Raw genomic sequence first — 12777 nt, forward strand, 5'->3', positions numbered from 1 at the left:
TGGAAGGCGATGCTGCGCCACCACCGCCCGCGCAAACCGGTGATCGCCGGGTGGAGGGCCCCTGTGTCGCGGGCGGCACCGAGATCCTCCAGGGCACGGACATCCGCGTCGCCGGAGCGGGCGCCACCTTCGGGCTCTTCGAGGTCCGCCGGGGCCTCTTCCCGATCGGCGGCTCCACCGTCCGGCTGCCCCGCCAGATCCCCCGCACCCACGCCCTCGAAATGCTCCTCACCGGCCGCCCGTACACCGCCGACGAGGCCGCCGCCATCGGGCTCATCGGCAGGGTCGTGCCCGAGGGAACCGCGCTGGAGGAGGCCCTCGCCGTCGCGGAGCGGATCAACGCCTGCGGACCGCTCGCCGTCGAGGCCGTCAAGGCATCGGTCCACGAGGGCGCCGAGCTGACCGAGATCGACTACGTCCACACCCCGGGCCGCGCCCAGAGCGCCTACCTCACCGCCCTCGAAGGCCACCGCACCGTCGGCGAACGCTGTCCCGCCTGCCGCAAGGTCTACGTCCCGCCGCGCGGAGCCTGCCCCACCTGCGGGGTGGCCACCGCCGAACAGGTCGAGGTCGGCCCGCGCGGCACGGTCACCACGTTCTGCATCGTCAACATCAAAGCTGCCCATACGGCGAATCTCGATCTCGAAGTCCCGCACGTCTACGCCCACATCGCCCTCGACGGCGCGGACCTCGCCCTGCACGGACGCATCGCCGGAATCCCGTACGACCAGGTGCGCATGGGGCTGCGCGTCGAGCCCGTCTGGACCGGCGCCGGTCAGGGGCCCCGCCACCCGGACCACTACCGGCCCACCGGGGAGCCCGACGCCGACTACGACACGTACAAGGAGCTGGTGTAGATGCGGGACGTGGCCATCGTCGCCTTCGCCCAGACCGCGCACCGGCGGCGCACCGACGAACTCTCCGAGGTCGAACTGCTGATGCCCGTCCTCCACGAGGTCCTCGGCGCGAGCGGCCTCAAGGCGAACGAGATCGGGTTCACCTGCTCCGGCTCCGCCGACTACCTGGCGGGGCGGGCCTTCTCCTTCACCATGGCACTCGACGGCGTCGGCGCCCACCCGCCCATCTCCGAGTCCCACGTCGAGATGGACGGGGCCTGGGCGCTGTACGAAGCGTGGGTGAAGCTCCAGACCGGCGAGGCGGACACCGCACTCGTCCACTCCTACGGCAAGTCATCGCCCGGCCGGGTCCGCGACGTCCTCACCCGCCAGCTCGACCCCTACTACCTCGCCCCGCTCTGGCCGGACTCCGTCGCCCCCGCCGCCCTCCAGGCGCGGGCACTCATCGACGCGGGGGCCACCGACGAACCCGCCCTCGCCGAGGTCGCCGCCCGCAACCCCCACGCCCAGCTCACCGGCGACGTCCCCGCCGGCGACTACCTCGTGCGGCCCCTGCGCACCGGCGACTGCCCGCCCATCGGCGACGGCGCGGCAGCCGTGATCCTCGCCGCCGGGGACACCGCCCGCGCCCTGTGCGCGCGGCCCGCCTGGATCCGGGGCATCGACCACCGCATCGAGGCGCACGCCCTGGGCGTCCGCGACCTGACCGACTCGCCCTCCGCACGGCTCGCCGCCAGGCGCGCCGGAGCCTTCGAGCGCCCCGTCGACACAGCCGAGCTGCACGCCCCGTTCACCTCGCAGGAGGTCGTCCTGCGCAGGGCCCTCGGGCTCGGCGACGACGTCCGCGTCAACCCCTCCGGCGGCGCGCTCGCCGCCAACCCCGTGATGGCCGCCGGACTGATCAGACTCGGTGAGGCCGCCGCCCGCATCCACCGGGGCGAGTCCGACCGGGCGCTCGCGCACGCCACCTCCGGGCCCTGCCTGCAGCAGAACCTGGTCGACGTCCTGGAAGGGGAGAGCGCTCATGCCTAAGGAGCCCGTCGCCGTCGTCGGCATCGGTCAGACCAAACACGTCGCCGCCCGGCACGACGTCTCCATCGCCGGACTGGTCCGCGAGGCCGCCGTCCGGGCCCTGGAGGACGCCGGGCTGGTCTGGAGCGACATGGACGCCGTGGTGATCGGCAAGGCGCCCGACTTCTTCGAGGGCGTCATGATGCCGGAGCTGTACCTCGCCGACGCGCTGGGCGCCGTCGGCAAACCGATGCTCCGCGTCCACACGGCGGGCTCGGTCGGCGGCTCCACCGCCCTGGTCGCCGACAACCTCGTCGCCGCCCGCGTGCACCGCACCGTTCTCACCCTCGCCTTCGAGAAGCAGTCCGAGTCCAACGCCATGTGGGGCCTCTCCCTGCCCGTCCCCTGCCAGCAGCGGCTGCTGGCAGGCGCGGGCGGCTTCTTCGCCCCGCACGTGCGGGCGTACATGCGGCGCACCGGAGCCCCCGACGCGGTCGGATCGCTCGTCGCGTACAAGGACCGCCGCAACGCGCTGAAGAACCCCTACGCGCACCCCCACGACCATGACATCACCCTGGAGAAGGTCCGGGCCGCCCCCATGCTCCGGGACCCGATCCGCTACTCCGAGACCTGCCCCTCCTCCGACGGGGCCTGCGCCATGGTCCTCACCGACCGCGACGGCGCGGCCCGCTCGCCCCACCCGCCCGCCTGGGTGCACGGCGGGGCGATGCGCAGCGAACCGACCCTGTTCGCGGGCAAGGACTTCGTCTCCCCGCAGGCCGGCAGGGACTGCGCCGCCGATGTCTACCGGCAGGCCGGGATCACCGACCCACGCCGGGAGATCGACGCCGTCGAGATGTACGTGCCCTTCTCCTGGTACGAGCCGATGTGGCTGGAGAACCTCGGCTTCGCCGAGGAGGGCGAAGGCTGGAAGCTCACCGAGGCGGGCGTCACCGAACTCGACGGCGACCTTCCCGTCAATCCCTCGGGCGGAGTGCTGTCCGCCAATCCCATCGGCGCCTCCGGCATGATCCGCTTCGCCGAGGCGGCCCTCCAGGTGCGGGGGAGGGCCGGCGAGCACCAGATCGACGGTGCCGCCAGGGCGCTCGGCCACGCCTACGGCGGAGGGGCGCGGTTCTTCGCCATGTGGCTCGTCGGAGCGGAGCCCCCGCCCGGCTGAGGGAACGCGGTGGGCCCGGTCCCGCGGGGCCCGGGCCCGGCTCCGCGACGTGAGCCGGGACACGTAACATGGCAGCATGTCCTTCCTCCGCCGCCGTAGCGCCGCAACACCCGCGGGCCCGGACTTCGACGTCCTGGCCATGGACCCCGGGGACTGGCCCGGCAACCTCGGCGCCGGTCTGCTCCCCGCCCCCGACGGCAGCTGTCAGGGGGTCTTCCTCCGCTACGACCTGTACGGCGGCCGGGGCCCGGCGATGATCATCGGCAACCTCCCGGAGGGCTCGCCCGCCCGCGAGACCGAGGAGGGCCAGGTCCCCTTCGAGGTGGCTCAGCTGCTCCTCGCCCTGGAGAACGACGAGCCGATCGAGGTCGTCAGCTCCGAGGACGTCCCCGTCATGCAGGGCGACAACCTGCTGATCGTCCGCCGCGTCAAGCTCTCCGAGAGCCGTATCGCCTGCGTCCAGTTCGACCGCAGCGACGGCGTCCTCGTGACCATCGCCAGCTGGGACCGGCCGATCACCGACGATCTGTACACCCTGCTCAAGCCCCTGCCCGCAGAGCTGTTCCAACAGGGCTGAAACGTCCCTGCGAAAGGCCGCCCGGAGACCCTCCGGGCGGCCTTTCCCGTTGTCCGGGAAGGCATCGGCCGGGCTGCTCGCGGAGTGCGAGCCGTACCCGCTCGCGGCCCGCCGCCGTGCCCCCGGACGGCGGACCGTCTCCTCGTGGACTACGCCGGGCTGCCCGCGAGCCGGGGCGTCATCCGCGTCACCTGCGCCGCCGACGTGCCAAGTCCCGTGGGGCCGCTGAGGTGCCAGGGCGCGGCGTGCCCGCCCCGCAGATCCTCCTCGCGGTAGCGGCGGCAGCCCCGGTGCCAGATCAGGATGCCCGCGATCCAGTGCTTGAGCTCCTGCACATAGCCCGCCAGGACCTCCCGCGCCTCGGCGTCCAGGCCGAAGTCGTCGTACAACGCGGGGAGTTCGACCTCGGCGACATGGAGGAACTGGCGCAGTCGCGATTTCATCAGGTCGTGCACGACGGCCACGCCCGTCGGATAGTCGACGTCGAAGAAGTTCTGCACGACCAGGACGCCGTTGTGCACCTCGCCCTCGTACTCGATCTCCTTCTGGTACGAGAAGAGATCGTTGAGCAGGCACGCGTAGTCCGCCGCCGCGTTCTCCAGAGAACGCATCGGACCGCTGCGGTAGACCGCTTCCGGTACCTTCCGGCCGTGCCCGAGCCGGCACAGGCTCATCGTCAGGTCCGAACCGAACGTCGCCCGCCGCATCTCCATGTAGTCCACCGGGTCGGGGATACGGTTCTGCGCCTGGTTCGCCAGCTCCCACAGCCAGCTCGCGGTCATCGACTCGATCGCGGTCCGGAACGTGCGCCGTCCGCTCGCGTCCATCGGGGCGGCCGTCCTGCGCCACAGATCACCCAGGCTCCGCTCCAGGGCGTTCACCGGCTCCGGCGTCCCCTCGCCGTCCAAGGGCATGAACAGTGACAGCCGCTCGTTGGACAGGCGCGCGCCCGCCAGGTCGCGGCTCCGCCCGTGCACGACCGGGAACCAGTCGTCCCCGTACGTCCCCCAGGCCAGCCATGCCGAGGACAGGTCCAGTTCGTCCGGGGTCGCGTCCGGATCGAGGCCCGCCGCGCACAGCGGCAGGTCGATGGCGATGATCCGCCGCTCGTCCCAGATGTGCGAACCCGGCACGCCCGGCTGGGCCTCCAGGAGACCCATGCGCCGCGCCCACTCGACGACCCTGACCCGGGCCCCCTCCAGATGCGGGCTCAGTGTCGTCCCGAACGGCAGATCGAATTCCGGGAGCAGTGAGGGGCCCACGTGCTGGTACGGCACATGGCTCTGGCCGCGGGCACGCGCGGTCTCGGAGCGGAGCGTGAACCTGATGGAGGCGGCGGACATGCCGAAGCCGGCGACGGCCTCGCCGGCGCCGCCGCCGTTCATGTAGCGGCTGGAGCGCATGTGCCATTCGTGGCCGCCGGACTGCCAGTCCTGGAGCCCCTTGACGTACCCCAGTACCGCGGCGGTCTGCGCCGGGTCCAGGCCCTTCTCGGCGCAGAGCGGTCCGAGCTCGGTCAGCGCGGTGTTCTCGAACTGCTGGAGCCGTGAGGTCAGGAGATCGTTGACCGCCTCGGCGGCCTCCTGCGTGGAACAGCCGAGGAACTTCTCCAGCACCAGCACGCCGTTGCTGTTCTCCCCCTCGTCCTCCACCTCACGCTGGTAGGAGAAGAGGTCGTTGCGCAGGTGCACCGCGTCGGAGAACGCGTCCCGCAGCACCCGCAGCGCGCGGGAGCCGGCGACCGACGCGGGCACCTCGGCGTTCGCCGCGTACTCCACCAGACCCGCGGACCAGGGCGCGCCGCCCACTTTGCGGCGCATCTCGATGTACTCGACGGGGTTCGCGATGCGGCCCTCGTGGATGTTGGCCAGCTCCCACAGGGACTCGTTGAGGAGGTTCTCCGTCGCCTCGGCGAACCGGGCCCGCCAGGCGTCCGACATCGAGGGGACCGTACGCGCCCACAGATCGGCGAGCCCCGCCTCGACGGGGTTCGAAGGCTCCGGCGTCGGCGCTCCCCGCTCCATCGGCATGAAGGCGGGCAGCCGGTCCAGATACCGCTTGCCGCCCTCCCGGTCGGGCGTGCGCTTGAACGACTCCAGGAAGTGGTCGTCGAAGAAGAAGACCCACACGTACCAGTCGGTGACCAGGGAGAGCGCCTCGGCCGAGCAGTCGGGGTGCGTGTAGGCGCACAGGAGGGCGTAGTCGTGCGCCTCCAGGTCCTTCTCTTCCCAGATGCCGGACCCCTCCAGCATTCCCATGGAGCGGGCCCACGCCCGGGTGTGCGAGCGTGCCGCCTCCACATGAGGGTTGAGCCGGGCCGGATACGGAACATAGAAGTCCGGCAGGGAGAAGGGCTGTGCCATGTGCGGGCCTTTCGAGAAGCCTCCGCGCGGGGAAAGGCGCGGACCGGTGGTGTCCGCGCAGCACTACCCTTCGGCCATACGGAGCACGCACGGCGGCAATTAGTCACATAATCGCGGCGCTCTGCGCGCGTGCCCGGAAGGCGGTCGTCACGTGATGCGGAAGGCGGTCGCTCAGTAGGCGGAGTCGACGTTGTCGATCGAGCCGTACCGGTCCGCGGCGTAGTTGGCGGCGGCGGTGATGTTGGCGACCGGGTCGGTGAGCTTCTTCGGGGTGCCCTTGACGTGGTAGGCGTCGAAGGTGGGCTGGATCACCTGGAGGAGACCCTTGGAGGGGATGCCGTTCCGCGCGTTGATGTCCCAGTCGTTGACGGCGTTCGGATTGCCGCTGGACTCGCGCATGATGTTGCGGTGCAGCCCCTCGTAGGAACCGGGGATGTTCTTCTTCTTCATGATGTCGAGCGACTCGCGGATCCAGCCGTCGAGGTTGTTCGCGAACTTCTTCGGCGTGACGGCCTTGCGCTCGGTGGAGCGGTTGGCGGCCTGCTCCTCGGAGCGCGCCTCGGCCGCGGCCTTTTCCGCGGCAGCCTTCTTCGCGGCGGCCTCCTTGGCGGCGGTTTCCTGAGCGGCCTTCTTGGCCGCCGCGTCCTTCGCCGTGGGGATGCCCGCGGCGGCGACCGGCTCCACGGAGACGGAGGACCGGGTCGCCGTGGTCTGCGCCTCGCTCGGGGCGCCGGTGGCGGCTATGGCGGTGACGGAACCGGCCGCGACGAGCACGGCGGTGGCGATCTTGTGCGAGCGAGTGACGCGCAGGGTGGAGATGCGGGGCATGCGTGAGCTCTTCCTATGGGGGACGGGCTTCGCGGCCTTCGCGCCGCGTCGGCAGGAACCGCGATGTCGTCCGGGCCGCGTTCGCCGGTGGGCGATCGACGTCGGCTCGTACTCGGTGCTTGCCGGAATCCATGGTTAGCGCGCACCGACATAGGAAGCAATGACCGCCTTTACTACTCTTCATCGTGAGATGCCAATTTATGAGCCATATGGGCGGTTCGTTACGCCGCACGGGAGGCTCCACGCCTACTACGGGAGGCCGTAGGTGACGTGGGTCTCGTGGCGGGCCTCACCCGCGGCGGACCCCGGAACGGCACAGGGTCAACACCCGGTGACGGGGAGGCGCCGGGTGGGAGGAGCTCTCATGGTCACGCCGAGTCGCGCCGGGCTGCGCCGTACGGGAGCGACGGCCGGCGCCGGCCGCAGGCGTCGGCGCCGGCCGGACCGGAAGGCCACGGGCAGCGCCGGAACGCACGACAGCGCGCCGCGGGACCGGCGTGTCGGCACCGGTCCCGCAGCGCGCTTCTTCACAGTGGTCTGGTCACTGCGGTTCTTGATAGGCGGGCTGTCCGCCCGCGTCGTTGTTCGGTCTCAGCGCGTGCCGACCGCCGCCCGCACCGCACTCCGCGCCATCGCGCAGTCGTCGTGCAGCCTCCGCAGCAGCAGCCGCTGCTCCTCGCCCGAGGAGAGGGCGCCGGGACGGTCGGACCCCGCGCCCGCCGCGGGCGCCTCGCGCATGGTGCGCTGGACCGCCGTCTCGTAATTGCGGATCTCGCGGGTCAGCACGAGCATCAGGTTCACCAGGAACGCGTCCCGCGCGGCCGGTCCCCTGGCCTGGGCCAGCTGGCTGATCTGGCGTCGCGCCACGGGGGCGTCGCCCAGCACCGCCCACAGCGTCGCCAGGTCGTAGCCCGGGAGATACCAGCCGGCGTGCTCCCAGTCGACGAGTACCGGTCCGGTCGGCGACAGCAGAATGTTCGAGAGCAGGGCGTCCCCGTGGCAGAACTGCCCCAAGCCCTGCCGGCCGCCCGCGTGCGCCAGGCCGTGCAGCAGTTTCTGGAGGTCGCCGAGGTCCCGGTCCGTGAACAGCCCGAGCTCGTGGTAGCGCGCGATCCGCGAGGCGTAGTCGAGCGGCGCCTCGAACAGTCCGGGCGGCGGCCGCCAGGCGTTCACCCGGGCGATCGCGCCGAGCGCGGCACGGATGTCGGCCCGCGGGGGAGCCTCCACCGGGTGCCGGGTGAGGGCGGCGACCCGTCCGGGCATCCGCTCGATCACCAGCGTGCAGTTCTCCGGGTCCGCCGCGATCAGCCGGGGCACCCGAACCGGGGGGCGGTGCCGGACGAACGCGCGGTACGCCGCTATTTCGTGCCTGAACCGCTCGGTCCACGCCGGCGAGTGGTCCAGTAAACACTTCGCCACGGCGGTGGCCCGCCCGGTCGTTCCGACGATCAGGACCGAGCGGCCGCTGCGGCGCAGCACCTGGACCGGGTTGAACTCGGGACAGACGCGCTGCACGGAGGCGATGGCCATCCGCACCTGCGCGCCCTGTGGCCCGGACAGGTCGATCCTTCCGCTGAGCGGTCCGGCGCCCGGCCCCGCGGCTCGTCGGGCCCGGCCCGGACCCTGCGCCGGTGCGCCGGCGTGAGGAGCGAGATAGGGCCCGCCGCCCGCGCCCATCGGGCGGAGCGGACGGGGCGGGGCGGACACGGAGGACGATGCTGTGTACATGGGCGAGACAGATCCCTTCGTGCGCCGACAAGGTACGTGCGCCAACCCGGCCGACGGCCGTTCGGCACCCTGGGGAGTACCTAGGGCTGCCGGGCGGGGTGGCGCTTTCCTACCTGACACCGGCGCGCGGGTGGCAGACCATCTGGCGGACCCTGGCGAACCCTGGCGAATAGTCACAGCGCACCTGACAGGGGGTTAGTGTCAAGTCAGCCGAGAACCTGGGGGCTTGAAGTGACCGGAGAACCCAACACCCGCCTTTCGGACCTGTTCGGCCTGGCCGGCTGGTCCAAGGGCGAACTCGCGAGAATGGTGAACCGGCAGGCGGCGGCCATGGGCCACCCGCAGCTGGCCACCGACACCTCGCGCGTCAGGCGCTGGATCGACATGGGGGAGTCCCCGCGTGATCCCGTGCCAGGAGTGCTGGCGGCCCTGTTCACCGAGCGGCTCGGCCGTGTCGTGACCATCGAGGACCTCGGGTTCGGCCGACGCGGGCGTGTGGGGAAGCGGCGTGACGCCGGGACGGAACACCATCCCGATCAACTGCCGTGGGCGCCCGAACGGACGGCAGCGGTCCTCACCGAATTCACGGGAATGGACCTCATGCTCAACCGACGCGGCTTGGTGGGTGCGGGCGCCGCGCTCGCCGCCGGCTCGACCATCGCCGGCCCCATGTACGACTGGCTGCACACCGACCCTGTTCTGGCGGCCGACGCTCCACGCGCCAACGATCCCCTGCACGCCGATCCCGCCGGTTTCGACCGGTACGAGGCAGCACCGGTCGGCTCGGAGGAGATCGAGGCCCTGGAGCACTCGGTCACGGTGTTCCGCGCCTGGGACGCGTCCCGGGGCGGCGGACTCCAACGCAAGGCGGTCGTGGGGCAGCTCAACGAGGTGGGCGGCATGCTCGCCTACCGTCACCCCGATCATCTACAGCGCCGCCTGTGGGGCGTCGCCGCCAACCTCGCCGTCCTGGCGGGCTGGATGTCCCACGACGTCGGCCTCGAACCCACCGCCCAGAAGTACTTCGTCATCGCCGCCCACGCGGCCCGCGAGGGCGGCGACCGGCCGCGCGCCGGAGAGGCGCTCTCCCGGGCGGCCCGCCAGATGGTGCACCTGGGCCGGCCCGACGACGCACTCGACCTGATGAAGCTCGCCAAGTCCGGCTCGGGCGACGAGACCCTGCCCCGTACACAGGCGATGCTGCGAACCATCGAGGCGTGGGCGCAGGCGTCGATGGGCCGGGGCCAAGCCATGCGGCGCACGCTCGGCGAGGCCGAGGAGCTCTTCGTCTCCGACAAGAGCGACGTGCCGCCGCCCAGTTGGATGCAGATGTTCGACGAGGCCGATCTGCACGGGATGCAGGCGCTCGCCTTCCGCACACTGGCCGAGCACGACCGGAGCGCCGCGGTCGTCGCCCAGCGCCATGCCAAGCGGGCGCTGGAACTGCGGGCGGAGGACCGCCAGCGGTCGAAGATCTTCGACTACATCTCGCTGGCCTCGGCCTGCTTCATCGCCAACGACCCGGAACAGGCCGATCGTTACGCCCGGCTCGCTCTGGTGTCGATGGGGGAGACCTCCTCGCACCGCACCTGGGACAGGCTCCGCGAAATGTACCGGCTCACCGGTCAGTTCGCCGGATACGCCGGCATCCAGGACCTGCGCAAGGAGATCGAGCTCTCGATGCCGCCGAGCCAGAAGAAGGCCAAGGGCACGCAGATCTGACCCCGCCCGCCGCTCCGCGTACCCTCACGCCCCGATACGGGCGACCAGCACGCACGCGTCGTCCAGGCGCTCGGTCCCGCCGAACGCCTCGGCGACGCTCCGGACGCACTCCTGTGCCGTACGCGCCGCCGCGAACCGGGGGGCGAGGGCGAGAAGTGCCTCCGGGCCCGCATCCGGGTCGCCGCGTCGTGTCAGCCCGTCGGTGTGCAGCACGAGCACGTCGCCGGGGAGCAGCCGCACCTCGTCCTGCTCGAAGACGATGCGGGACGCGGCGCCGAGCAGCATCCCGTCCGGCGGGGGCAGGAGCCGTCCCGCACCGTCGCGGAAGAGCAGCGGCGCGGGGTGCCCGGCCTGCGCCCAGGACAGCAGGGAGGTTTCGGGGTCGAAGCGGCAGCACAGGGCACTGCCCAGCGCGGGCTGTATCGACGTTTCGAGCACCTGGTTGAGGTGACCCATCAGCGCGCCCGGCTCGATGCCGGCGACGGCCATGCCGCGCAGCGCGCCCAACATCATCGCCATCGCCGAGGTGGCGGGGATGCCGTGGCCGGTGAGGTCGCCGACGGTGAGGAGGGTGCGCCCGTCGGGGAGCTCCATCGCGTCGTACCAGTCACCGCCGATGAGCCCGCTCGACCGGGAAGGGAGGTAGTGCGCGGCGATGTCCAGGGCGCCGGGGCCCTGCGGTGGAAGGCGCAGCGATCCGCGCCACGGGGGGAGGACGGCTTCCTGGAGCTCCACGGCGATGCGGTGCTCGGTGCGCTCGATGTGCTCCTCGCGCCGCACCGAGGCCCGGCTCCTGCTCACGGCCTGCTCACCGCGCCGCAGCTCGCTGACGTCCCGTAGGACGGCCCACATCGATGCGGTGCAGCCCTCGGCGTCGAGGACCGGCTCGCCCGTCATGTGCAGCAGGCGTGTGCTTCCGCCGGGGCGTACGATGCGGAACTCGCCGTCCATCGGCCGGCCGTCGACGAGGCAGCCCGTCACCATGGCGGTCAGCAGCGGCTGGTCCTCCGGCAGCAGCACGGACGGCAGGTCGTCCAGGGAGAGGGGGGCGGACCCGGGCGGTCTGCCGAAGATCTCGTACAGCTCCTCGGACCAGCTGGACTCGTCGGTGAGGAGGTTCCACTCGGCGCTGCCCACCCGGTTCAGCGGGGAACCGGCGCCCGGGCCTCCCCGGGCCTCCCCGCCCTCGAGGGCGGCGTCCTCGGCGCACCGGTCCGGCAGACCCGCCCTGAGCTGACCCAGGTGTTCGTCGAGGTTGTCCAGGTGGTGCACGGCCAGCTCGCACAGGGCGCGCTGCCAGCGCAGCTGGGGGTCGTCCTCGTCCAGCACGACGGCGTCCCGCCGCACGGCGTCCACATCTCCCCGCAGTCGGCGCGTCCGGCGGATCAGGGCGTCGACGGCGTCGTGCGCGGGAAGCTCCTGTGGTGCGGGGCGGTCCGCGAAGAGGGGGGACGGCATCTCGTACTCCGATACAGGCGCGGCCTAGCCGGTTCTGAAGGGTGGACCGCTACCGACTGTCGCACAGCCTGCGGCGGGCCGTAAGGGATTTGGCAACACTCGATGCGTTGTTGCTTCTGGCATATGCCAGCGGCTCCGCAGCATGATGAGCACCCGAACAGGCTTGCGTTTAGGGCGAGTTGGTCGCATGGCTCGGAGTGCGTGGCGGGCGGGAATGCCGAGGGTGCGGCTCGCGTTACCCCACCAGTACGAAAACGAATCCCATTCTCGATACGGGAGTGGGGTCGGCAGAGGCATCGGGAGGCGCCCATGGCACGCAATGAGATCAGGCCCGTCGTCACCCTCCGGTCCACCGCCGGTACGGGCCGGAGCTACGCGACGCGCAAGAACCGCCGCACCAACCCCGACCGGCTGGAGCTCCGCAAGTTCGACTCCGCGGCCGGCCGCCACGTGCTGTTCCGCGAGGTTCGCTGACCGTCCGGAAGAGGCCCGCACATCTGTAGGTCGCCGCGTCGTCCGCGGTGAGGAAGGAACGCATCGAATGAAGCCCCGTATCCACCCCGTGTCCCGTCCGGTGGTCTTCCGTGACCGTGCGGCCGACGTGGCCTTCCTGACCCGCTCCACCGCCGACTCCGTCGAGCGCGTGCGGTGGGAGGACGGCAACGCCTACCCCGTCGTCGACGTCGATACCTCCTCGGCGAGCCACCCGTTCTACACCGGTGGCGGCCAGGTGCTCGACACGGCGGGCCGCGTCGAGCGGTTCCGGCGCCGCTACGGCGCCGATGCGGCGTCCGGAAGCCGGCCGAGCGAGGTCTGACCGGGCCCGGCCACGCCTGGCCGGGCGGCCGGGAACCCGTGCCGTGGATCACATCCACGGGGGCGGGTTCCCGGGAACAGCTCAATATGGTTTATCGTTCATCTATACGTGGGTGTGAGGGGGACAGCGTCCCCGGGCCTCACCTGTGGCCCATGGGGAAGATCGCACCGCCGAAGCCCCATGGAGCCCTTCGCCGAGAGGCGACCGCCCTTCGCGCCCACCCCAGAGCCGCCCCG

11 protein-coding genes are annotated in these 12777 nt (G+C 71.6%); 7 read left to right on the plus strand and 4 right to left on the minus strand.

Features of this window, described 5'->3' with window-relative positions; all coding sequences use genetic code 11:
• Nucleotides 1–50: 50 nt before the first annotated feature.
• The 4 genes from ACIQMU_RS24110 to ACIQMU_RS24125 all read left to right on the plus strand — a co-directional run bounded on the left by ACIQMU_RS24110 (nt 51) and on the right by ACIQMU_RS24125 (nt 3625).
• On the plus strand, nt 51–857 hold the full coding sequence (locus ACIQMU_RS24110; RefSeq protein ID WP_402689653.1) for an enoyl-CoA hydratase-related protein: 807 nt from the start codon (nt 51–53) through the stop codon (nt 855–857).
• On the plus strand, nt 858–1889 hold the full coding sequence (locus ACIQMU_RS24115; protein ID WP_402689654.1) for a thiolase domain-containing protein: 1032 nt from the start codon (nt 858–860) through the stop codon (nt 1887–1889).
• Nucleotides 1882–3048, plus strand: a complete 1167-nt coding sequence (locus ACIQMU_RS24120; protein ID WP_402689655.1) for a thiolase domain-containing protein — start codon at nt 1882–1884, stop codon at nt 3046–3048. The genes ACIQMU_RS24115 and ACIQMU_RS24120 overlap by 8 nt, the downstream gene beginning before the upstream one ends.
• A gap of 76 nt (nt 3049–3124) precedes the next feature.
• Entirely contained in the window at nt 3125–3625 is a 501-nt protein-coding gene (locus tag ACIQMU_RS24125; protein WP_003971159.1) for a hypothetical protein, read from the plus strand.
• Between the two features lie 149 nt (nt 3626–3774).
• On the opposite strand, the gene ACIQMU_RS24130 is transcribed toward ACIQMU_RS24125, so the two are convergent.
• The 3 genes from ACIQMU_RS24130 to ACIQMU_RS24140 form a co-directional block, all read right to left on the minus strand.
• Nucleotides 3775–5988: a germacradienol/geosmin synthase gene (locus ACIQMU_RS24130; RefSeq protein ID WP_402689656.1), complete on the minus strand. Its 2214-nt coding sequence runs from the start codon at nt 5986–5988 to the stop codon at nt 3775–3777.
• Between the two features lie 171 nt (nt 5989–6159).
• Nucleotides 6160–6816 (minus strand): transglycosylase SLT domain-containing protein, encoded by a 657-nt coding sequence (locus tag ACIQMU_RS24135; protein ID WP_352242141.1) that lies wholly within the window; start codon nt 6814–6816, stop codon nt 6160–6162.
• Between the two features lie 591 nt (nt 6817–7407).
• The gene (locus ACIQMU_RS24140) at nt 7408–8544 is read right to left on the minus strand and encodes an aminoglycoside phosphotransferase family protein (RefSeq protein ID WP_352242140.1); all 1137 of its coding nucleotides are present in this window, start codon (nt 8542–8544) and stop codon (nt 7408–7410) included.
• Nucleotides 8545–8775: 231 nt separating this feature from the next.
• Between ACIQMU_RS24140 and ACIQMU_RS24145 the strand changes: the two genes are divergently transcribed.
• Nucleotides 8776–10266, plus strand: coding sequence for a hypothetical protein (locus ACIQMU_RS24145; protein WP_402689657.1), 1491 nt, complete (start codon nt 8776–8778; stop codon nt 10264–10266).
• A gap of 24 nt (nt 10267–10290) precedes the next feature.
• Here the strand turns inward: ACIQMU_RS24145 and ACIQMU_RS24150 are convergent, their stop codons facing one another.
• On the minus strand, nt 10291–11724 hold the full coding sequence (locus ACIQMU_RS24150; RefSeq protein ID WP_402689658.1) for a PP2C family protein-serine/threonine phosphatase: 1434 nt from the start codon (nt 11722–11724) through the stop codon (nt 10291–10293).
• Between the two features lie 309 nt (nt 11725–12033).
• Here ACIQMU_RS24150 and rpmG point away from each other — a divergent pair, with 309 nt between their 5' ends.
• Nucleotides 12034–12198 (plus strand): 50S ribosomal protein L33, encoded by a 165-nt coding sequence (gene rpmG, locus ACIQMU_RS24155; RefSeq protein ID WP_352242137.1) that lies wholly within the window; start codon nt 12034–12036, stop codon nt 12196–12198.
• A 67-nt stretch (nt 12199–12265) separates the two neighbouring features.
• Complete coding sequence (locus tag ACIQMU_RS24160; protein ID WP_352242136.1) at nt 12266–12541, plus strand: type B 50S ribosomal protein L31; 276 nt, start codon at nt 12266–12268, stop codon at nt 12539–12541.
• Nucleotides 12542–12777: the final 236 nt, after the last annotated feature.

Source organism: Streptomyces sp. NPDC091649 (genome assembly GCF_044756785.1).
In the GTDB taxonomy this organism is placed as follows: domain Bacteria; phylum Actinomycetota; class Actinomycetes; order Streptomycetales; family Streptomycetaceae; genus Streptomyces.

Excerpts from the sequence above, each read along its gene's own strand:
- ACIQMU_RS24115 (WP_402689654.1), top strand. The coding sequence starts at position 858 with ATGCGGGACGTGGCCATCGTCGCCTTCGCCCAGACCGCGCACCGGCGG.
- ACIQMU_RS24120 (WP_402689655.1), top strand. The coding sequence starts at position 1,882 with ATGCCTAAGGAGCCCGTCGCCGTCGTCGGCATCGGTCAGACCAAACAC.
- ACIQMU_RS24125 (WP_003971159.1), top strand. The coding sequence starts at position 3,125 with ATGTCCTTCCTCCGCCGCCGTAGCGCCGCAACACCCGCGGGCCCGGAC.
- ACIQMU_RS24130 (WP_402689656.1), bottom strand. The coding sequence starts at position 5,988 with ATGGCACAGCCCTTCTCCCTGCCGGACTTCTATGTTCCGTATCCGGCC.
- ACIQMU_RS24135 (WP_352242141.1), bottom strand. The coding sequence starts at position 6,816 with ATGCCCCGCATCTCCACCCTGCGCGTCACTCGCTCGCACAAGATCGCC.
- ACIQMU_RS24140 (WP_352242140.1), bottom strand. The coding sequence starts at position 8,544 with ATGTACACAGCATCGTCCTCCGTGTCCGCCCCGCCCCGTCCGCTCCGC.
- ACIQMU_RS24150 (WP_402689658.1), bottom strand. The coding sequence starts at position 11,724 with ATGCCGTCCCCCCTCTTCGCGGACCGCCCCGCACCACAGGAGCTTCCC.
- rpmG (WP_352242137.1), top strand. The coding sequence starts at position 12,034 with ATGGCACGCAATGAGATCAGGCCCGTCGTCACCCTCCGGTCCACCGCC.
- ACIQMU_RS24160 (WP_352242136.1), top strand. The coding sequence starts at position 12,266 with ATGAAGCCCCGTATCCACCCCGTGTCCCGTCCGGTGGTCTTCCGTGAC.